Raw genomic sequence first — 21,670 nt, 5'->3', positions numbered from 1 at the left:
AAGTAAAAGGTTAGAGCTCATTGTCGCAATGGCTCTAACCTTTTTTCGTAAACAACACTTTGTAGTTAAAGTACGGATTGAAAATAATAGAATACTTTAATTACTTAAATATTAAAAATTATTATGCATTCATGTGTTTGTTGACATCGAAGTTTAATCCTTTAGCAATACGCATTCCTAACTCCATATCAGCTCTAAACCAGTGACATAATTGACGACCAATGATTTCATCTCTTTTTGGACCATCAATTCCACTCATTGACGCCACTATATTATTCACACTGTTAGTTTTTTCCTGTTCTGTCATAATACGGTATAAGTTTCCTGGCTGGCTATAGTGATCATTTTCTCCTTCAGCATTTCTGTCAAATCTATCTGCTACATTTCCGTAAAGTGGTGTTGCAGGCTCTGCATATGATTGATCTACTTCAATATTGTCAAAACTATTTGGGAAGTAATTAGGCTCACTACCACCATTACCATCTGTTCTCATATATCCATCACGTTGATAATTGTTGGTAGCATATGGACATCTATTTACAGGTATTTGCTCATAATTCGTTCCTAATCTATAACGTTGTGCATCTGGGTAAGCTAATATTCTACCTTGTAGCATTTTGTCAGGAGAGAAACCAATACCATCTACAATATGAGCAGGTGCAAAAGCAGCTTGTTCTACATCTTGGAAATAGTTTTGTGGCATTCTGTTTAATTCCATTACCCCAACATCAATTAATGGGTATTCTTTGTGTGGCCAAACTTTAGTTACATCAAAAGGATTTACTTTAGCATTACGAGCTTCTTCTTCTGTCATTACCTGAATTTTTAAATTCCATTTTGGATAATTACCATTAGTAATGTTTTCAAATAAATCTCTTTGTGCATAATCCATATCAGTAGCTCTCATAGCATCTGCTTCTGGTCCTGTAAGGTTTTTAATACCTTGATCAGTTTTGAAGTGAAATTTCACATACACTCTTTCATTATCAGCATTAATCATTGAGAAAGTGTGACTACCATATCCATTCATATGTCTATATCCATAAGGAGTACCACGGTCAGACATTAGAATCATTACTTGGTGAAGACTCTCAGGGTTAAGTGACCAGAAGTCCCATACCATTGTCGCAGATTTTAAATTTGTCTGAGGTTGTCTTTTTTGTGTATGAATAAAGTCAGGGAATTTTTTAGCATCTTTAATAAAGAATACTGGTGTGTTGTTTCCTACTAAATCCCAGTTACCATCTTCTGTGTAAAATTTTACTGCAAAACCTCTTGGATCGCGTTCAGAATCAGCAGATCCTTTTTCACCACCTACTGTTGAGAAACGAACAAAAACTTCCGTTTGTTTACCAACTTCACTGAATAATTTTGCTTTTGTATATTTTGTAATATCATTTGTTACTGTGAAAGTACCATAAGCACCAGCTCCTTTTGCGTGAACAATTCTTTCTGGAATACGCTCTCTATTGAAGTGTGCTAATTTTTCATGTAAAATATAATCTTCTAATAAAACTGGACCTCTTGCTCCAGCTGTTAAAGAATCCTCATGATCTACATATGGTCTTCCTGATGCTGTTGTTAGTTTTTTATTTTCCATAATTTATTTTTGTTTATTATTTTATGTCTTATTTTCTTTTACAAACTTACGCTGTTAAGAGATTGAATAGTAGGGATTTCAATACTTTGAATTAATTTCACTATAAGAAAAATTAATAGTTGTTTTTATTACGATAGTTTTAATTAATAGTAAGCCATAGGATAATTCTATACTTAGTTTTGTTATTCAGAGAGAAACAGTTGTTTTTATAATTGATTTGTTCGGGAACTGTGGTAGTAGGCATGCTGTGCTCTTCGGTAAACGACCCCTAAGTGCGGACAAATACTGGAATCTTCCGCAACCTTCCCGAACAAATAGGGTTAACGTAAGAATTAATAGTTTGATTTGTAATGTATTGGATGTTTTTAAAAGGAAGAAAAAAGAACTTTTACGAATAAAAGAGAAGATTAAGGAAGATAATGGTAGAATAAGGTCAAAATAGGAAGGTTACGAGATTAGCCTAGTTCTAGTATTTATTTTTGTTTGTGCTTTTGCGGAGTGTATTATTAACAAAGAATTTATGTCATCTTACTAACTATCATAGATGTTGTCAATACGTGATAAGTGAAGTAAATCTATAGTCTGACGGATATAAACGGTATTATCAAAATAATATCCTTATTTTTGAGATAAACCATTTTTGTATGAGAGTTTATAATAAGATAGTAATGTTAGGAGCCTTTGTCGTTCTTCAAAGTTGTGCTTATAAAACTACATATCAGCCTGTAGTAATGTCTGCTATTGAAAATAGACCTAAAATCGTAGAACACAAGAAAGGATATGAAGCTTACTTATACGAGGGAGATAAATTATTGCTAAACAATGAAAGTTTTGAGGCAACGGGTGGGGAAGAAGGCTTGCAACGAATAGCTTTACCTAATAAAGATAGAGAGATGTTTACCTTAGTGTATGAGGGGGATAGTATTCCCTTGACAAATAGGCAGCTTTTTTTTAGAAAGGTTGATAACTTTCGAGATATGGGAGGAATTGAAACAACAGAGAATAGAACTGTAAAATGGGGTAAACTATATAGAAGTGGGCATTTGCATAAGTTGAAAAACAAAGAGTTTGACAAAATCAATTCTCTCTCTATTTCTACCATTATTGATTTGCGTACTGATCGAGAAATTGACAAGAAGCCTGACAGAGTGCCTCACGGGGTGGAATACTTTAATTATCAGGCTTATGATGATTCAGAAGATATGTTTAGTAAAACTAAGAAAGATGTGATAAAAGGTAAAGTAACACCTGAGCAATCTGCTGACTTAGTCAAAGAGTTTTATAAAGTTTATCCTACACATGATCCTGATAAGGTAAGGGAAATTATCATTACCATTTTGGATAACGATGAGGCAACGTTATTTCATTGTTCCGCTGGTAAGGATAGAACAGGTATGATAGGTGCAATAATCTTGAGTATCCTAAAGGTCGATAAAGAAACTATTTTAGAAGAGTATCTTTTGTCTAATGACTATCGCATAGCGTCAGTTAGCAAGCGTATGAAATTAGCCAAGTTTGGCAAGACTTTTTTTCCTAAATTAAATTATGAGGTAGTTGAGAACTTTTCATGGATAAAACCTGAATATATACAGGCTATGTTTGAAGAAATTGAGGAGAAGTATGGAAGTATGGATAATTATATAGAAAAGGCATTAAAAATTACACCAGAACAACGACAACAGTATATTACTAAATTTACTGACTAAGGTATAGACTAGTGACACAACAATATTAAATTTTTAGTAAAGACAATAAATTATGAATAAGATAATAGCATTAATAGGTACTTTTTTAATTGTGTTTTCAATCAAAGCACAAGAGATTAATACATTTGGAGGTAAGGTAGGCAAACTAATGGAATTAGTAACTGAAAATACAATAGATACACTTGCCGTAAAAAACTTACTTCAAACAATGACACCATCTAATGTAGCGCTAGAAGAAGGAGATATGGATTATAGTATCTATGAACGATTTGAAGGAGATAAATTATACTTTACAAAATATAAATCAGCTACTGACGATCGCTTATCAGTAGAGCGATTATCACTAAATAATAAGCCTTATTACAGCATTCGATTTTTGGTTAATAGTCAATATACCCTTGATAAAACAGGTAAGACAATTTACAAAGACAAAGATTATGTTTACAATACAAATTATGAAGAATTGTCAAAATATTGTACTAGACCAATGTCTTATAAAAATGGGAAAGGCAATGAAGATGACTCTCCACTGCTAAGCTGTATCTATACAAATCCTAATTCTAAACGAAGCTTAATGTATTGGGTAGTTTTTGAGGATGCAGTAGGAAATAAGAAAGGTAATACAGTAAAAGAGATAAAAATACAAGATGTAGAGCTTTGGCGTCAATAGTTTAAAGATATGGGAATTTGGTCAAGGAGGATTAATGAACTAATAAAGTTTTCTACTTTATTGTTTGTATTAGATGTCTATGCTTTAGTGAATTATTCCGTAATGGATAAGGTTGTGATTAATAATATATTAAAAGGTCATCAATATAAGAAACTTGATTTGGTGCATTTAGAACAACTAGGAAACTATTTAGAATATATTCATTATGGTGTCTTTATCTTTTTTGCTATTACTTTTATAGCTTGGTTTTTCACTTCATTTTCAACTATACAAAAGTTCGATAATAGACTATATGAATCTAAGTATTGGACAATTATTTCATGGATAGTACCAGTTTTTAATTTGTTCCTTCCTTTTACTATGCTTGCTAAAATGTTTAGAGTGACTTACTCCACATTGAAAAAGCATAATATAGACTTTGGAAAGCAATATCCATTTATCTTATTTTTCATATGGTGGTGTTCTTATTTAATAGTAACGGGAGCAAACTTTATCATACGCCTATATTACATTCGTACAGATACGTTATTTTATAATTATGCAGGTTTATCTATTCAGATAATCATGTTTATAGGAGCATTAATCTGTTATAATTTTGTTCGTCATTATATTCATTTACAAAGAAAACTAGATTTGATTGTAATAGAAGAAGAGAAGTAAAGAAAGAGTATAGAAGCGATAAAACTAAAAGGAGATGGCAGTACTGCCATCTCCTTTTAGTTTTAAAAATAGAAGAGCTTTTTTAAATTGCATATTGATAGTGATCTACTCCGTGCTCAGAATCAATTAATTTGAACCCCATTTTTTCAAATATTTTACTTCCTAACTGATTGTCAGATGCTACGGTAGCATCTAGTTTATCTATCGATAAATCTTTTAATAAAGGAATCATACTTTTTATAGCTTTTGTCATTATTCCTTTCTTTTGCATACTTCCATTTATCCATATTTTCACTTTCCAAGTGTCCTCCTTATTAGTAGGTCGCTCTAAGTAAATATAACCAATAGGGGCTAAAAAGTCTTTAAATCGGACACAATATAAAACACTTTTTTGTTCTTGAGTTTCCTTGATGAATTGTTGTAATTTTTCTTTTGCTTGTTGCTGTGAACTTACATAAAAATCAGGAAGAGATTGCTTGATTCCTGAAGTTTCACTATTATGCGCATATAACACAGCTTCTTGGTTAAGAAATTCCTCTATTATAGGTTTTAATACAAATTGTTCATCTACCTCTAATGTTGTTTTTAAATTAAAAATAGTATCAATTGTTTGGGCCATAGTAATGATGTTTTTAAGTATCTACTAATATACTGCAATAAAACTATATATATGTTTAAAATTTGGTTATAAGTTATGGGGTTTTAACTTTTGTAGGGTTTAATAAGGTGAGTTTGCTTATTGATAAATAAGAAAAGTATGAATCAAAACTTCTATAAGTAAAAACAGCAATGGCTTTACTAGAAAGTCATTGCTGTTTTATAAAATATAAAAATACTTTTTTTAGTTCGATACAAATTTAAGTCCTATAATAGAGCCTATTAATGTCATAATAAAGAAGATTCGCCAGAAGGAAGCAGGATCTTTAAAGAAGAAAATACCTACAATTACTGTTCCTACCGCTCCTATACCTGTCCATACAGCATAAGCTGTCCCTAATGGTAAACTTTGTGTAGCTTTTATAAGTAATCCCATACTCAAGACTAAGGCAATTAAGAAGCCGATATACCACATAATAGATTCTGTGCCTGTACTTTCTTTAGCTTTTCCTAAACAGAAAGCAAACCCCACTTCAAACAATCCACCAATAATTAAAAAAATCCAATTCATTTGTTTATATGTATTTGACTGCAAATATCTAGTTTATTAAGTAGATATTTTTTTACACAGGATAAAAAATATATTAGATATTTTTCTTATAGGAAGCATTGTAAAGACAGATTTTTTAAAAGAAATTCGCATTGTTCATTTTTCTAACGTACTTTTCGAATGTCTAGGATAATAGTTTAAATGAGTACTACTGTTAAAATACCATATCTAAGTTTTACCAAAATTGATAGAAAGTCTTCTACGCCAATTTATATGCAGCTTTCTAATCAGTTTAGCAATGCTATTCAGCGCAATTTATTGCCTAAAGGGACTAAATTACCAGGTACCCGCAAATTAAGTGAATTACTTCAGGTAAATAGACAAACTGTAATTGCTGCTTATGATGAGTTAGAAGCACAAGGATGGATAGAAATTAGACCCAATCAAGGAACTTTTGTGGTAGATAAGCAGGTAATAAAAACAACGAAAGTTGTAAAAACGATAAGTGAATATGTAAAACCATATCCTGCTAGTTCTGGTTTTTCCTTCAGGAAGAGTAATATATTAGATAATCCTTACGAGAATGCAGCGACTCCTTTTTTCTTTACAGATGGGACACCAGATGTTAGATTAACACAGTTAACGCAGCTTTCTGCTACTTATAGTGCTAATCTAAAAAGAAAAGTGAATAGGAGAAAATTAGTTTCTAATAATTATGATGGCAATGCGTATTTTAGAAAAAATATGGCTAATTTTCTTAATCTTTCAAGAGGTACTCAGATTACATCAAAAAATATCTTAATAACCCGTAGCAGTGAAATGAGTAGTTTCATAGCTAGTGAAGTTTTACTTGAAAAAGGAGATAAAGTGATCGTAGCAAACCTTGGACACTTTTCTATAAATATGACTTTTCACAACAGAGGAGCTCAAGTATTGACCGTTGGGGTGGATGATGACGGAATAATTGTCGATGAGGTAGAAGCTTTATGTAGAAAGCATAAAATACGGCTATTATATTTAACTCCTCACCATCATTATCCTACGACAGTAACTTTAAGTCCACAGCGTCGTATACAACTTTTAAAGTTAGCTAGAGCATACGGCTTTGTTATTTTGGAAGATGATTACGACTATGACTTTCACTATGATAAAAGCCCAATATTACCACTTATCGGCTCTGATAATAATGGAATGGTAGTATATAAAGGTGTTTTTGGACGTTCACTAGCTCCAGGTTTTCGCATGGGGTTTATCGTTGCACCAGAAGATTTAATTAATGAGATGAAGAAATATCTTGGGGTTATCGATCCGCAAGGTGATGTGATTATGGAGCAAGTGCTGGGTGAGTTAATAGAAGAAGGTGAGATTAATCGCTATTTAAAAAAAGCTATTAAAGTTTATCAAGATAGACGAAATAACTTTTGTAATTTATTAGACCAATTCTTTGATCAAGCAATAAAATATAAGAAACCTAGTGGTGGACTTGCAGTATGGGTAGAATGGCAAGATGATATTAATCTCATGCAAATGAGAAAAGAAGCTTTAGGCAATGATTTATTCTTGCCTAAAACAATTCTATATCAAAATAAAACATTAACTGCCATGCGTTTAGGATTTGGTCATCTAAATAAAGATGAAATGGAAAACGCAGTTAGTATTTTATATCAATCCATTTACAAGTAATAGTATCTAATAGATAATATAGTTTATACATTTTGGTCATGCATAGCAGGCATTGTTATCTCTTTCACGCAACTAGCATTACTAGTGTTTAGGATGAAGCTTATTGCATTTAGAACATCATTAAGAGGGATCAAAGTTCCTTTCGTTTCTTCTATTACTATATCACTTGGTATAGTAAAATCATATTCTGTAGCAAGATACCCAAGGTTTAAAACAGTAATTCCAATATTATCTTCTTTAACGGTTTCTCTTAGTGACTGTACCATACCTCTTATCGCGTATTTGCAAGCTGAAAAGGCAACTTCTTTTCCATTGTGATTGTCTAGACCCCATGTAGATCCGATAAGAATAATCTTTGCATTGGAAGATAAACGCAAGTTTTTTAAGGTATGCTTTAATGTTAGTATACAAGAGGTAATATTGGTTTGAATCATTCTGATGATTTCCTCATCAGTACAATTTTCAAAGTCATAATCTTCGCTAAAGGCTTCTTTTTCCCAAATTCCTACATTATAAATTAAGTAGTCAATTTGTCTGTTTTCAATAGTAGCATCTATTTTAGTAATTGCCGCTTCTGGCTGTGATAAATCAGCTTGTATCCAGTGCATGTTTTCCTTAGCGTCTTTTGGTTTACTACGCGATACGCCATAAACGATGTCGTTATCATGAGGGATATTGTGAGCTATAGCTCTACCAAGTCCCTGACTAATTCCATATATTAAGAAACTCTTATTTTTCATCTTAAAATTGTTATCCTTCTATCTTTAATTTGTTTAAATAGGCTAGTTGAAAAGTTTTATCAGTAATATGAAAACTGTCAATATAGCCTTTATATGTTTTTGAATTCATTTCACTGTAAATGCGTTTGGCATCATCAACTAAGTTCTCTTGGCGAAGATAATTATTAAACGCTTGTTCTGTATAACTTTTATCCGATAGACACAATAATAAGTCAATAGGATATAGAAGTAAATTAGGATCGATATATGGATTTAATCGCCATCCTTTAGCAGATAAAGTAGTTAGAAGTATTTCTTTATCTTCAAATAACTCTATTATAGGAGGCAGGAATTCTTCTAATTTATTCTTGACTTGTACTATAAGCGCTTTTTTAGTTTTTGAATTTATACTCCATTGATAGCCTTTAGGCTCGGGTGGAAGTAAGTCTAATATATTAGTAAAAAAGATAGTCGGCGTGGCATTATCTTTACTTCTGTATTGCTTAAAACGCCATTTACTAACTTCCTCGCACAATACTGTAAAATAGCAAACAAGCTGTATTTCATCAGAATGATCTAAAGAAATAGGTTGGAAACGCAGTTGTATTTCAAATAATTGATTAGAAGTTACTTTTTTCAATATTTGACCTTTTTGACTACTGATAAAACCATTTTTAATAAAGGAAGTAGAAACTTCTTTTATCACTTCTAAGAAATCTTGTTTACTAGACATAATGATTCTTTTATCTTCCAAATTTAATCAAAGGTCTACTTAAATAGAATAGGTAAATGTTATTTTTTAGAGTGATTTAGTTAAGTTTATTACTCATTTGCGTACTCTAAAAGGTGAAGGATTGTAAAGGATAAAATAGATAATAGATAAATGAGTAAATAATAAGTACGCTTATTATTAGTATTATAGTGTTTTTATTAAATATTGTTAACTTTTTTGTGTTTTATTTTTTATATTTTGTTTAAAATGTTAATTTTATAGAATTAAGTTAGTTTTTGAAAACATACTTTTAAAGCTAATGCACTAGCAACTATTTTTAACCACCTAAACTATTTATATGACAACAGCTATTATCATTATTGTTCTTTTTGGAGGATGTTTTTTTCTTGCCTATAAAATGATGGACAATCAAAAGAAAGTGATTGAAAAATATGAATCTCCTGTTATGGTAAATCAAGCAGTAAATTTTAATAAGGAATTACTAGAGCACGATTTAGAGTTACTTGCAGAGCAGTTTCCTAATCATAAGATAGATGCAATAACTGAATGCGCATATATATCTGATTTAAGCAGTAAGGCAAAAGATATTGCTGGTAAAGCATTTAAAACTGTTGCGCTTGCAGCTGTAGGAGTTAAAACTAGATATGTCCAGGTGGCAAATGCAGCTTATCTAGTTTTGATAGGGGATGAATTACATTATATTCTATTTGAAGAAGGAGAAGTAACAGATCATTTGATATTACCAAAAGAAGTTCTTGAAAAAGCAAAAGTTGAAGTTTTAAATAATGTAGATAAGGTTTCCAGAATGTTTGCTACTGCAGGTGGTAAGCAATCCAGAAAACTAGTATTAGATATGGATGGTAATACTTTTGATATTATTTTCTATGATAGAATACAAAAAGAGCCTTCTGGTTATCCTGTGGGTAGAAGTAAAGTAAAAGAAGTATATGGAAAAATGCGTGTTGCAGGAATCGATTTTGAGAAGAAACTAAAAGAAAGATTTTCGAATATAAAATACTAAATACCATTAATTAGCAGTGGATTTATAAATCTCATGGTGAATTTTTTGCTGTGAGATTTTTTATGAGTAGACATTAAGTTTTTAAGCCGCTCAATAATTTTGTAACTTAGTAGAAAGTTGCTCGTTCTCAGACTAGATTTTAAGTTTCTTAATCTAGGTTAACAGTTTGAGGTAAAAAGAAATCATATTTTTACTACAACAAAATAAATTAACTAACCTCAAAAATACAACATTATGTCAATAGTAGATTTAGTCATTGAAGAAAGAGCAGCAAGTATAGGCAACTTTATGGTAGGGCGATTACTACCATTTAGACAGAAACGAACTATTGGACCTTTTTCATTTATTGATCATATGGGACCTATAGCTGTAAAAGATCATGATAACTTAGATGTAGATCCTCATCCGCATATTGGTCTATCTACCTTAACGTACTTATTTGAAGGAGAGATTATGCACCGCGATAGTTTAGGTAGTGTAGAACGCATTACTCCTGGTGCAGTGAATTGGATGACAGCAGGTAAGGGAGTTGTTCACTCTGAGCGAATGCCTGATGATATTAGAGATAATGCTCCTGATTCTATTTTGCACGGATTGCAAATATGGATTGCGTTACCTAAGGAATTACAAGAAATGGAGCCTTCATTTGTTCATATTGAAGCGAGTGCTTTGCCGACTTGGAAAGAAGATGGTGTAAAATATAAGTTGATTGCAGGGGAAGCGCTAGGACGAAAATCACCAGTGCCAGTGTATAGTCCGTTATACTATATTGAGATTAAAACAAATGAAAGAAAGAAAATTAATATAGGTAGTGGTCTTTTTGGCGAAGCTGCTATGTATATTTTGGAAGGAGCAGTATATTCAGAAGGGCATACCTATGAGCCTAAACATATTTTAATTGCCAATGACAGCACTCTGTGTGAGTTCGAATTAGAAGCAAATTCTACTGTTTATATTTTTGGTGGAACTCCTTTACCAGAAGAACGTTATATCTTGTGGAACTTCGTTTCAGACGACATTGAACGTTTAGAGCAAGCAAAAGAAGATTGGATTGCACAAAATCATGACGCTTTTCCTTTAATACCTGGGGATGATCAATCTTATGTACCTTTTCCAGAAGGGATGAAATCATTTAAAAACAAAACTAAAAAATAAAAATAATGGAAACGAAAGTAAGAGCAACTTTAGGTAGTGAATTATATTATACAGAAATAGTAGCAGGAAATAACACGTTAATTACAGATGAACCTATTAGTTTAGGTGGCGGAGATAAAGGATTTAACCCTATGGAATTATTGGCAAGTTCTCTAGCGAGCTGTACTGCTGCTACTTTAAGGATGTATGCAGATCGAAAACAATGGGATTTAGGCAAGGTTCACGTTGAGGTAGAAATGAGTCAGGATAATCAGGATAACATTACTTCATTTATAAGAGTAGTGTCTTTCGGGAATAAAGAATTGACAGAAGATCAATTGGAGCGATTAAATACAATTGCTAATAAGTGCCCTATACATAAAATTTTAGTGGGGCAAATAGAAGTAAACACAATTTTAAAATAAGAAACTATGACTATAAAACATGAATCATTAGGGAATAAAGGTGTATTTTCTGCTTTTATAGATGGTAAGAAAGCAGGTGAAATGACTTATTCAGTAGCGGGACCTGATAAGATAATTATTGACCATACGGATGTGCTTGAAGAATTTAAAGGGTTGAGCGTAGGAAAGCGTATCTTAATTGATGGAGTTGTACAATATGCTAGAGAAAATAAGATAAAGGTCATCCCATTATGTCCTTTTGCAAAAGCAATGTTTGAAAAATTGCCAGAAATTCAAGATGTTCTGTCAAAATAATGCTACAAATAGTTAGAAGATATTTAAGATTATAAAAAGCTTTGTAGTTATTTAAGGTTAACAGTTTGTTTTTTTACCTTTGCATAAAATCAAATGATTAAATATTATGAATAAGCAAACACCTTTTGGATTAATTTCTACGATAGAAGTTCCTTTTGCATTAAGTGCTAAGGGAAGTTGTTGGACAAAAGATGGCGTTTTATTAGCTAATTATGTTTATGCGGAAGAAGGAAACTTTAGTCCATATAAATTGGTTTATGCTATTGTAGATGCAGAAGGTAAAGTAAAAGAACAAGAAGAAGATAAAGGTGTTTTACCTTCTTTATTTCTTAATCCTAAAGGAGAAAACTACGTTTCTGTAGTGACACTTGATGAAGAAGAGAATACTATATCTCTTCCTATATTCAATCCTTCAGCCGAAGCCTTTAAAGGGACAAAGTCTTTTAATGGTCGTTTTGTGGGATGTACTGAACATTCATCAATATTCTACGATGTAGATATCTGGGATGAAAAGAAACCAGATGTAATGTTTGTATTGAAATTTGAAGGGGATAAGATTGTAAAGGAGCAGAAAGTAACTATTCCTTTTCCTAAAGGCAATAAAGTTAGTGTTTACAATGGTAAGATTAACTTAATTACTGAGATCGAAGATGGTTGGTTACATCGTGAGATTGATGAACAAGGTAATGAAGTAAAAAGAAGAGTATTAGAATTTGACTTTCCATTTGTGCATGAAGCACTTTCTTTGTCTTTTGATAAAAACTCATATCTGTTATGTGAAGAAAATGGTGAGATTGGTATTGTGGAGATTGATAAGGAAGGAAATAGTATGTATGGAGACTTACACAATATAGGAGACGAGTTTTTCGGTACATGGCATCCAGTGGCATTAGATGATACTACTAATGCTGTACAGTTTACAACTGAATTTGGTAATGGTTGGTTAGTTATTAAAGATGATGAATTAATAGAGTTGTTTTACAACAAGAATAAAAAAGGATATACTAATTTACTAACTAAGGAAGTACTCTCAATAGATAATAATGATTTAGTATTATCTAGCCTAAGCAAAGTAGGCAATGACAATACATTAGGAATTGTATTTTATCCGCGAAAACAGCGAAAAGAAAAATATAATAAACTATTTGTGTTGCAACACAAAATAGGATAAAAAACATAAAGCGACTATATAAATTAAGTATAGTCGCTTTTTATTTTCTATTAGATTATTTTAGAAATTACTTGTCATATTTTAATGAGTTTGGATACTTAATTTTTACATTAAAAGTGAATAATAATCGCGCTTCATACAATATTTATGGATAATAACAGTTATTATTGTTTATAGTGTTTCACTTATAGTTATTTAGAAATGAAAAAAGTATTTATTCTACTTAGTCTTGTTGTATTTGGTTTAATGTCTTGTAATGATGCAAAACAAGATAAAAATGTTAAGCCTCAAAATACAGAATCTATAGGAACGAATACTGCAAAAAAAGAAGTGTCATATACGAAAGGGGAAAACTACTTTGTTAAAAACACTTTTCAAAACAAACAAGTTGAGAGTATTAAAATAGAATGTCAAAAAGAGTTTGACAAAATATTTGGACCAGCAGCAACAATGGGAGAAAATGGTAAACCAACTCCTATTGATTTTGAACAATCTTTTGTTATTGCTGTGATTGGAGTACCAACAGATAAAGAAACTACTTTTGATGTATTAAGTTTAAAGGACAGAGGTTCAGAACTAGAGTTAATATATAATGTAGAACAAGAAGATGAAAAACAATCCTATACTATTCATCCCTTTTTCTTTATCATTGTCGATCAGAAAGACAAGAAAGACGTTAAGTTTATTGTAGATTAATAAGGTTAGTCAACAATTATATAGATCATATACTCTCAAGTTAACTATTTAATTGTTGTATCTAAAACAACAACTTTTCTTTTAATTTTCTAAACGTATAAAAAGAGAATTATAGCTTAATAGTGTAATTTAGTAGTTCTTATTATTACACTATGCTAAAAATATATCAGTTTTCTAAAGATACAATAACGCCTACAAATTGGGCAGGTGGTAAAACCTTTGAATACTTCATCTACCCAGAGAAGAGTCAGTATAATCAACGTGATTTTTTAGCTCGTATTAGTAGTGCGAGCATTGAAGATATCCCTTCTGTATTTACCAAATTTAATCATTATACAAGATATTTAGTTATGCTTAATAATGAGCTTAAGTTAACTATTAATCAACGTGATGAAATTTATTCAAAAGGCGAAGTATTTAAATTTCAATCCGATGATAAAGTGCTTTCTTATAGTCTTGGAAATGATTTTAATTTAATGCTAAGTGATACAATTACTAATCATAGCGTAGAAGTTATAGATGGTACTGTAGAAATTAAATATGATTATGCTTTTGTATTTGCATTACAAGAGGTTGATGTATCACTTGAAAATAAAGAATACTGTTTAAGAGCAAATGACTTATTGATAATAGAATCTAAGGGTATAGATCCCCTTATTTTTTTCTTAAAACAGAAAGCTATTGTAGGAGGTTGGGATATTCCTAAAGTTCAGTAATGATAGAAGAGTGATTTTATGAAAATAAAATATGCGATAAATAAACAGGAATGATACTACATAGTATGTTAAAATATCAATTTATTAATGTTTTATTTATAATTTAGTAAAATAGGTTTTGTATTTCTATAATTAATATATGGTAAATTGTAGTAAATCTATTTACTGTATTATGGAAGTATCTTACGTTATAATCCCTGTTATTGAAGGAAGAGAAACTGTGTTTAATAATGAACTAAGAGAGATTTTTCCTTTAAGTAAAATAAAATATGTCACTATACAAAGTCAACGATTACTCGTTCTTTTTACAGATATTGATATTGTATTAGGCAAAAAAATATGCAGTGAAGAGGTAGCTTATAAGGGAGAAGAGGATATCATTCAATTCAGCAGAATGCGACCTTATCTAAAGTGTATGTTTATTTATATGATTTATGCAGGTGAAAATATTTATTATGAGGGATTTGTAGCACGAAATAAGAGGAAACTTGTAGAAGCGAGTGGTACTAATGATTCCTATATTAAGTTGATTACAGAAATAATACCTGATTATTCAGAGTATAGTTTCTTGCCATTTACCAGAGAGTTCGTAAAAAAAATATAGATTGTTATGGAAAGGATAAAAGTTATACAAGGAGATATTACAACTATAAAAGCAGACGCTATTGTCAATGCTGCTAATAGCTCATTATTAGGAGGTGGAGGAGTGGATGGTGCTATCCATCGGGCAGGTGGAAGCAAAGTTCTAGCAGAATGTCAATTGATTAGAGCTAAACAAGGTGGTTGTAAGACAGGAGAGGCGGTTATTACTAATGCAGGTAATCTGGATGCAGATTATATAATACACACTGTGGGACCAGTATGGGTTGGTGGAGAAAAAGAAGAGCGATTATTATTACGCAGTTGTTATGTAAACAGTCTTCAATTAGCAGCTGATTATAATTGTAAAGTTATTGCATTTCCTAATATTAGTACAGGAGTTTATCGCTTTCCAAAAGAGGAAGCTGCAAGTATTGCAATTGATACAGTTAAAGAGTTTTTGAGAAGCAACACCATTATAAAAGAAGTCATCTTTGTTTGTTTTGATTTCGAAAATTTAAGTATTTATAAATCAATTCTTCAGAAATAATATAAAATACAAAACCACTGATTAATCAGTGGTTTTGCTTTTCTTGGCTACTATAATTAGTAATGAAAATCGGTTATTGGTTGTTTTGAAATTGTTCTCCTATATTTTTATTACTTAAAAAATACTTATTTTTAAAGTAAGTGTTTTTCATTGTTTTTAAATAAAATACTTTCTATGGACTCTTGTATATTTTTCACTAAATTAAGTATTATTTTGACAAAATAATTTAATTTTTCAAATACATGTTTCTGTTTTGTGTTTTTATTAAGATAAATGTTAATGTATTTTAATTATATGTTGGTATTTTATACAGTGTCCAATGTTTGTCATGTAGTGTCATTGAATTATAATATTTTGGTAATCAGTTATATATTTTCTATTAATAATTATATGTATAGTAATTTTTACTTTTTGTTTTTAAAATAAAATTTAACATTCAAATCTGTGTTTTTTGTAAGCTTTTTTTTATGATAAATACCTAAAGGGCATTATGTTATGTCTTCTTTTATCAATTGTTAGTAATTTATAATACTATAACAAAATACTCACTAGAGAAAGATGTACTTTTGGTTGTATGTAGGCTTCCCTATTTTAGGACACCTCTAAATTCGACAGATAATTCTTACCTTAGTCAATGAATTATACAGTTGTTGATATCTAGTAGAGAAAGCTTGATATTATCGGCTGTTACTTAGTAGAATGGAGATGAAGAGGGAGGATATAATATATAGGATAATATGAAAAAAATGTTTTTAGCATCATCTTTTTGTGATGTTGCTTATTTATTTAGTGATTTCGCTAAAGTAGATTTAGAGGGAAAAGTAGTGACTTTTATTGCTACAGCAAGTAAAGTTGAAGAATATACCGCGCATGTAGATAACGATAGAAAAGCGTTTAGAGATTTAGGTATAGAAATTGAAGAGCTAGATGTAAGTACAGCTGATATAGAGACGATAAAAAAAGTAATTGCTTTTAATCATTTTATCTTTATTTCAGGAGGTAATGCTTTCTACTTATTGCAAGAATTGCGCAAGTCTGGTGCAGATAATGTTATTATAGAGCAAGTGCTAAACGGTAAAATATACATAGGTACTTCTGCCGGGAGTGTAATTATGGCGCCTGATATTACCTATTTGAAAATGATGGATGATGTTAGTAAAGCACCTGATTTGTCAGTATATATAGGATTTGATTTAATCAACTTTTACCCATTAGTTCACTACGATAGTGAACCATTTGTAGAAGTTGCAGATGAGATTTTTAATACATATGCAGGAGAGTTAGACTTGATTCCTATTACTAATGGGCAAGCAATTTTAGTAAAAGGAGACGAAGTAGAACTAGCAGGAGAAGATGAGTAATAAGGGATAACCTTTTTATACAAACAATAGATGGGATTCAATATAGCAGGTTTGGTAATTAATAAGAATTATCAAGACGATCTAGCAAGTTTAGAAAATATAATCAATAAGAAATTAGTTTTCGAAAAAGAAGTAGATTTTGAACAAGGTTCTGAAAATTGGAAAGAAGGAGATTATTGTGATATATATTTTACTTCAGAAGGAACACTTGTGTTTTTGTCAATGGAGCAATCTGCATTTGAGTTTTTAGTTCCAAAACAAAAGACATTGTCTTTTGTTTTGTCAGAGATGTCTATGACTTTTAGTATTAATTACACTCGTAACCAATATTTAATAAGGTCAATTGTAGAGACAGAAGGTGAGGTAGTTGAAAGTAAGGGAGATTCTTTAGAGTTTGAAGATACAGAGTCGGATAAGTCTGAGTTGATTTACCATCTATTGGAGGAAGTGCTAGGTATTCGATTTTGGGATATTGATTATGACGAAAAGTGTTATCGCTATAGTCTGGAAAGTTTATCTACTTCTGAGAGTGTTATTGCAGAAATAGATGAAAAATATACTTGGAAAATGAACCAAATATTTGAGGAAGAAGAAAATAATGAGAGCACGAAAATAGATACAAAAACAGAGATTACGAAAGTACGAAAACCTAAGAATACGTTTTTTACTAAAGTGTGGAAAGGGTTGAATAAGAAATAAGTAAGTTTGATAATTCAAGATGAAATAGCAAGCACCAAAAGAGAGTGATTTAAAGCATTCTTTTTTGGTGCTTTTTAATTTCTTTCTGTTACCTTAGGAGAGAAAAGACCAAAATATAAGATAAGAAATGCTAAGAGTATGTTGTGCTATCATTCAGCACGAGGATAAAGTTCTTGTTGCTCAGCGAAATGAGAAAGGCTTGTTGCCTATGAAGTGGGAGTTTCCGGGTGGTAAGGTAGAGCAAGGTGAAACTGACGAAGAATGTATTGTTCGCGAAATAAAAGAAGAGTTAGATATGATAGTAACGATAGAAAAAAGGCTAAGTACTGTTGTACATCATTATGACACTTTTTCGCTAACGCTAATTCCCTTTGTTTGTAATAGTAAAACAGCTAATTACACAAGGCAAGAGCACAATCAAGTTGTCTGGAGTACTGTAAAGCAATTAAGTGATTACGATTGGGCAGAGGCAGATATACCTGTTTATGAAGAATTTTTACTTGATGTTAATCAATAGAAGAAGAGGGAAGTAATCTCCCTATTTTTAGCCATATTCAACACAAAGTGAAAAAAGAAGAAGACAAATATTATATCTTTAACCTATAGTATTATTTAAAGGTAATTGAATAATGCTTTTTTAAAAAGAGAAAACAATGGGATTTATAAACAAATTATTTGGCAAAGGCGTTACTAATAAAGAGTCAATTGCAATAGACGAAAAATATAAAGAATTCTGGAATTGGTTTGATTTACACAAAGATAAGTTTAAAACTACCCTTGTAAATAATGAGAGAGTAGTAGAAGATTTTATAGAAGTAGCAGGACCTAAATTGAAAGAGCTAAACGAGAGTTTTAATATTTTAGTGGGAATGTCAGGTGGCAATCTTGCTGAACTAATTGTAACGGTAGATGGTTCTATAAAAGATATTGTGTTTGCCGAGGATTTCATTGACAAAGCGCCTACTATAGAAGGTTGGAATTTCTTAGCTAATAAACCAGCACATGAGGGGATTGCTTTAACTATATATAACCACAATTTTAGTTCTGATACTATTTCTTTCTTGCCTATTAATAATCCAGAGTTTCCAGACGAAATAGCACTTCGTTTTATCGTAGAAGGGTATACTAAAGAAGAGGAAAATAATTTAGGTAATGGATTGTATATCTTTTTAGATAACTACATCGGTGAATTAAAAACGGTCACATTAATCGATTATTTAGAAGTACGAGGGGAAGAAAGTAAAACAGGAGAAGAGATACCATTAAATAAATTAGCGGAGTACTTAGCATATAGAGAATCAGAGTTTGTAGAGAAATATAATGCTGTAAAGCACAATGAGGATAATGATAAACACATGGTCCTTCAGGCAAATCAAGATGATATTCCTTATTTTATTAGCATCAATAAGACATTGTTGGATTGGGAACAGAAAGTATCTTATCCGTGGATTGTAAAGGTAGATCTAGATTATGAAGGCAATGACAATCTTCTACCAGGAGGCGAGCAAGTAGAATTGCTTAATGAAATAGAAGACATGCTAATAGACAACAATATTGAGGATAATAGTTTGTTGTATGTCGTGAGATTAACAGGAAACAATCAGCGTTCTATATTTTGTGTGACTAAAGATTTTAGAAAAGCTTCTAAGCAAGTTAATAAAGTATTGAATCTCTATAAAGATAAAATAAAGACAGATTACACTATTTATAAAGACAAGTATTGGTTCTCGTTAGAAAAGTTTAAACCTGCAGAAGAGTAAGAGTGTGATAGAACAGATTAATAGGATAAAGAAGAAATTATCTCAAGTAAAAGCAATTGATAAAGACTTGGATGTATTCGGTGCGGATGCTCATGAATATGAAATAGGCAACTGTGTAACGATTGATGAGGTAAAAGCATTCGAGAAAAAACACAATATAGTATTGCCAGAGGCTTATACGTTATTTGTTACTCAAATTGGCAATGGCAATATATTAGATTACGGCTATTGTGGAGGAGCTGTAGGACCCTATTATGGTATTTTTCCCTTTGGTGAAATGCTTGATGAATTAGGTACGGGATATAACAATGCTCATTTAGCCAACCCCTGTATTGTAACTCCAGAAATGGAAGAAGAACAGTGGAGTGAATTAATGAAAGAAGTCTATCCTGAAACCTCTGATGATAATGAGCAAAGTGATGAGGAATACTATCGTTTGCAAAGCAAGGTTTACGGAGGGCTTTTACCTATAGGCACACAAGGATGTGCAATATCTACAGCATTAGTTTTAAATGGACCAAATGCAGGTAGAATTATATATTGTGGAAATGATGAGAAACCTATCTATGCTTATGAACTAAACTTTTTAGATTGGTATGAGCGTTGGTTAGATGAAATAATATCAGGTGATTTACTAGCAGAAGGTGCAGGATGGTTTGGGTATTCAAAAGGTGGTAAAACAGAGGATTTGTGGAATCAGTATAAAATAGCCAATGATAAGGAAGAAAAGCTTTTGCTAATAAGAGGGTTAATTTGCAAAAGGGAAATCAGTAATACTATACTAAAAGAGATTGTTAAGGAGCTTAACGTTAGTTCAGTAGATTTAGGCTTAGAATTAGCAAGATTAGTTGCTAAGTATGATTATAGTATGGCAAAGGAGTCTTTGTTTACTTTAGCAGAAGAGAACTTACTTCATGTCGTTCAGTCGGTTTATTGGTATGCAAAAGAACATTCCCTAGAGTGGTTTGCTCTATTATCACAAAAAATGAAAGCAATAAAAGATTTAGAGACCTTTAATTTCTGTAGTTATTTATTAAAAGAGACAGGTAAAGAATATGGGTATTTACTAGAGTCAGCCTTGTTGTCAGATAATCAACAGATAAAAGCTTTTGCTTTTTATGCCTTAGGACAAACGCCTAATAAAGAAAATTACAGGGATTATTTCATAAATGGTTTGCAGGAAAGAGATGAGGAGGTTCTGCTATATGTATTGCAATCATTGCCTTTATCTAGTATTGATGAGGTCTACATACCTTATTTGAAAAAGATAGCAGAGGAGTTTAAAGATAGAAAAGAAGAATATGTATATGTTAATTTGGAGCATATATTAAAAGAGATAAAAAGAGAAGATTTACTAGTATAAAATGAATGAAAGTGATAAACGCAGGATAGGTAAATTTATCAGTTTAGTATTAAGACACGATCCTAAAATGATAAGTCTAGCTATGGATGAGCACGGATGGGTAGAGGTGGCAGATTTAATAAATAAATCAGCTAAACGTAACGTAGTCTTTTCCAAAAAAGATTTAGATGAAATTGTCTCTACCAATGACAAAAAGAGGTATGCTTATAATAACGATGAAACAAAAATAAGAGCGAATCAAGGGCACTCGATTCAAGTCGATTTACAGTTTGTAGAAAAGGAACCACCTATGTTTTTATATCACGGTACAGCAGAGCGATTTGTCAGTGAGATTAAAGAAGGTGGAATACAAAAAATGAGCAGACAATATGTCCACCTAAGTGAAGATAAAGATACAGCGATAAAAGTAGGCAGTAGAAGAGGGAAACCTTATATATTCACTGTCTTGGCACAACAGATGTTTAATGAAGGGTGTGTTTTTTATCAGTCGGAAAACGGAGTATGGCTAACAGATTTTGTAGCTTCAAAGTATTTCTCTAAGTAACACTATTACAATGAAGAAAAGAGTTTTTATCTCAAAACAAGCTATTATATATCCATTAATTATTATTGGAGTTATATGGGGGGTATTTGCATTACAGCAAATAGGCTTTTTTTCTTCGTGTTATGGCATTATCCCATGGAGCATAAGTGGTTTAAAAGGGATTGTCTTATCTCCCTTTTTTCACGGTAGTTTTAATCATCTGTTGAGTAATACCCTTCCTTTGTTGATATTACTGTTTTTATTATTACAGTTTTATCCAAAACAAGCAGTAAAGGTATTAGTTGTAGGATGGTTATTCAGTGGGTTAGGTGTCTGGGTATTACCTGACTTTAATGCTATACAGACAGGAGTATATTCTTGTCATATTGGTGCTAGTGGAGTGATATATATGCTGGCATTTTATTTATTTGTCAGTGGATGGTTAAGCAAAAAATTAATA

General features: G+C 31.4%; 25 protein-coding genes. 20 read left to right on the top strand and 5 right to left on the bottom strand.

Annotated elements, in window-relative coordinates:
- Positions 1–121 precede the first annotated feature (121 nt).
- Complete coding sequence (locus RH98_RS08150) at positions 122–1,600, bottom strand: catalase (RefSeq protein ID WP_010252885.1); 1,479 nt, start codon at positions 1,598–1,600, stop codon at positions 122–124.
- 644 nt (positions 1,601–2,244) lie between these two features.
- Between RH98_RS08150 and RH98_RS08140 the strand changes: the two genes are divergently transcribed.
- From RH98_RS08140 to RH98_RS08130, 3 genes are read left to right on the top strand one after another with little or no spacing between them, the layout of a single operon-like run.
- The gene (locus tag RH98_RS08140; protein WP_010252884.1) at positions 2,245–3,306 is read left to right on the top strand and encodes a tyrosine-protein phosphatase; all 1,062 of its coding nucleotides are present in this window, start codon (positions 2,245–2,247) and stop codon (positions 3,304–3,306) included.
- 52 nt (positions 3,307–3,358) lie between these two features.
- Complete coding sequence (locus RH98_RS08135; RefSeq protein ID WP_010252883.1) at positions 3,359–3,976, top strand: hypothetical protein; 618 nt, start codon at positions 3,359–3,361, stop codon at positions 3,974–3,976.
- Between the two features lie 9 nt (positions 3,977–3,985).
- Complete coding sequence (locus RH98_RS08130; protein WP_010252882.1) at positions 3,986–4,636, top strand: DUF4328 domain-containing protein; 651 nt, start codon at positions 3,986–3,988, stop codon at positions 4,634–4,636.
- An 82-nt stretch (positions 4,637–4,718) separates the two neighbouring features.
- Here RH98_RS08130 and RH98_RS08125 read toward each other — a convergent pair whose 3' ends face one another.
- Positions 4,719–5,255 carry a GNAT family N-acetyltransferase gene (locus RH98_RS08125; RefSeq protein ID WP_010252881.1) on the bottom strand — a complete coding sequence of 179 codons (537 nt, stop codon included), beginning with the start codon at positions 5,253–5,255 and terminating at the stop codon, positions 4,719–4,721.
- Positions 5,256–5,477: 222 nt separating this feature from the next.
- Positions 5,478–5,804, bottom strand: coding sequence for a DMT family transporter (locus RH98_RS08120; RefSeq protein ID WP_010252880.1), 327 nt, complete (start codon positions 5,802–5,804; stop codon positions 5,478–5,480).
- A gap of 180 nt (positions 5,805–5,984) precedes the next feature.
- Between RH98_RS08120 and RH98_RS08115 the strand changes: the two genes are divergently transcribed.
- Complete coding sequence (locus tag RH98_RS08115; RefSeq protein WP_010252877.1) at positions 5,985–7,466, top strand: aminotransferase-like domain-containing protein; 1,482 nt, start codon at positions 5,985–5,987, stop codon at positions 7,464–7,466.
- Positions 7,467–7,489: 23 nt separating this feature from the next.
- Here RH98_RS08115 and RH98_RS08110 read toward each other — a convergent pair whose 3' ends face one another.
- Both RH98_RS08110 and RH98_RS08105 read right to left on the bottom strand, forming a co-directional pair.
- On the bottom strand, positions 7,490–8,206 hold the full coding sequence (locus RH98_RS08110) for an SDR family NAD(P)-dependent oxidoreductase (protein ID WP_010252875.1): 717 nt from the start codon (positions 8,204–8,206) through the stop codon (positions 7,490–7,492).
- Positions 8,207–8,216: 10 nt separating this feature from the next.
- The gene (locus tag RH98_RS08105) at positions 8,217–8,918 is read right to left on the bottom strand and encodes a hypothetical protein (RefSeq protein ID WP_010252873.1); all 702 of its coding nucleotides are present in this window, start codon (positions 8,916–8,918) and stop codon (positions 8,217–8,219) included.
- Positions 8,919–9,255: 337 nt separating this feature from the next.
- Here RH98_RS08105 and RH98_RS08100 point away from each other — a divergent pair, with 337 nt between their 5' ends.
- The 16 genes from RH98_RS08100 to RH98_RS08025 form a co-directional block, all read left to right on the top strand.
- Positions 9,256–9,939, top strand: a complete 684-nt coding sequence (locus tag RH98_RS08100; RefSeq protein WP_010252871.1) for a hypothetical protein — start codon at positions 9,256–9,258, stop codon at positions 9,937–9,939.
- Positions 9,940–10,173: 234 nt separating this feature from the next.
- Complete coding sequence (locus RH98_RS08095) at positions 10,174–11,094, top strand: pirin family protein (RefSeq protein WP_010252869.1); 921 nt, start codon at positions 10,174–10,176, stop codon at positions 11,092–11,094.
- A 5-nt stretch (positions 11,095–11,099) separates the two neighbouring features.
- Positions 11,100–11,498, top strand: coding sequence for an OsmC family protein (locus tag RH98_RS08090; protein ID WP_010252867.1), 399 nt, complete (start codon positions 11,100–11,102; stop codon positions 11,496–11,498).
- A gap of 6 nt (positions 11,499–11,504) precedes the next feature.
- Positions 11,505–11,792 carry a GNAT family N-acetyltransferase gene (locus RH98_RS08085; RefSeq protein ID WP_010252865.1) on the top strand — a complete coding sequence of 96 codons (288 nt, stop codon included), beginning with the start codon at positions 11,505–11,507 and terminating at the stop codon, positions 11,790–11,792.
- Positions 11,793–11,898: 106 nt separating this feature from the next.
- Entirely contained in the window at positions 11,899–12,963 is a 1,065-nt protein-coding gene (locus RH98_RS08080) for a hypothetical protein (RefSeq protein ID WP_010252863.1), read from the top strand.
- Between the two features lie 201 nt (positions 12,964–13,164).
- A complete protein-coding gene (locus RH98_RS08075; RefSeq protein ID WP_010252861.1) occupies positions 13,165–13,659 on the top strand; it encodes a hypothetical protein in 495 nt (164 codons plus the stop codon).
- Between the two features lie 152 nt (positions 13,660–13,811).
- Positions 13,812–14,375 carry a HutD family protein gene (locus RH98_RS08070; protein ID WP_010252859.1) on the top strand — a complete coding sequence of 188 codons (564 nt, stop codon included), beginning with the start codon at positions 13,812–13,814 and terminating at the stop codon, positions 14,373–14,375.
- Between the two features lie 172 nt (positions 14,376–14,547).
- Positions 14,548–14,979 carry a hypothetical protein gene (locus RH98_RS08065; protein ID WP_010252856.1) on the top strand — a complete coding sequence of 144 codons (432 nt, stop codon included), beginning with the start codon at positions 14,548–14,550 and terminating at the stop codon, positions 14,977–14,979.
- Between the two features lie 6 nt (positions 14,980–14,985).
- On the top strand, positions 14,986–15,504 hold the full coding sequence (locus RH98_RS08060) for an O-acetyl-ADP-ribose deacetylase (protein WP_010252854.1): 519 nt from the start codon (positions 14,986–14,988) through the stop codon (positions 15,502–15,504).
- A gap of 737 nt (positions 15,505–16,241) precedes the next feature.
- The gene (locus RH98_RS08055) at positions 16,242–16,865 is read left to right on the top strand and encodes a Type 1 glutamine amidotransferase-like domain-containing protein (RefSeq protein ID WP_010252853.1); all 624 of its coding nucleotides are present in this window, start codon (positions 16,242–16,244) and stop codon (positions 16,863–16,865) included.
- Between the two features lie 30 nt (positions 16,866–16,895).
- Complete coding sequence (locus RH98_RS08050; protein ID WP_010252851.1) at positions 16,896–17,564, top strand: hypothetical protein; 669 nt, start codon at positions 16,896–16,898, stop codon at positions 17,562–17,564.
- A gap of 127 nt (positions 17,565–17,691) precedes the next feature.
- Positions 17,692–18,081: a (deoxy)nucleoside triphosphate pyrophosphohydrolase gene (locus tag RH98_RS08045; RefSeq protein ID WP_010252849.1), complete on the top strand. Its 390-nt coding sequence runs from the start codon at positions 17,692–17,694 to the stop codon at positions 18,079–18,081.
- Between the two features lie 136 nt (positions 18,082–18,217).
- Positions 18,218–19,324, top strand: coding sequence for a DUF695 domain-containing protein (locus tag RH98_RS08040; RefSeq protein ID WP_010252847.1), 1,107 nt, complete (start codon positions 18,218–18,220; stop codon positions 19,322–19,324).
- Between the two features lie 4 nt (positions 19,325–19,328).
- Complete coding sequence (locus RH98_RS08035) at positions 19,329–20,687, top strand: SMI1/KNR4 family protein (protein WP_010252845.1); 1,359 nt, start codon at positions 19,329–19,331, stop codon at positions 20,685–20,687.
- A 1-nt stretch (position 20,688) separates the two neighbouring features.
- On the top strand, positions 20,689–21,231 hold the full coding sequence (locus RH98_RS08030) for an RNA 2'-phosphotransferase (protein ID WP_010252843.1): 543 nt from the start codon (positions 20,689–20,691) through the stop codon (positions 21,229–21,231).
- 10 nt (positions 21,232–21,241) lie between these two features.
- A partial coding sequence (locus RH98_RS08025) for a rhomboid family intramembrane serine protease (protein WP_010252841.1) occupies positions 21,242–21,670 on the top strand: 429 nt, incomplete at its 3' end.

This window comes from Myroides injenensis M09-0166 (genome assembly GCF_000246945.1).
Taxonomy (GTDB): Bacteria; Bacteroidota; Bacteroidia; order Flavobacteriales; family Flavobacteriaceae; genus Flavobacterium; species Flavobacterium injenense.
The sequence above is the reverse complement of the archived record's forward strand: the minus strand, read 5'-3'. Positions and strand labels throughout refer to the sequence as shown.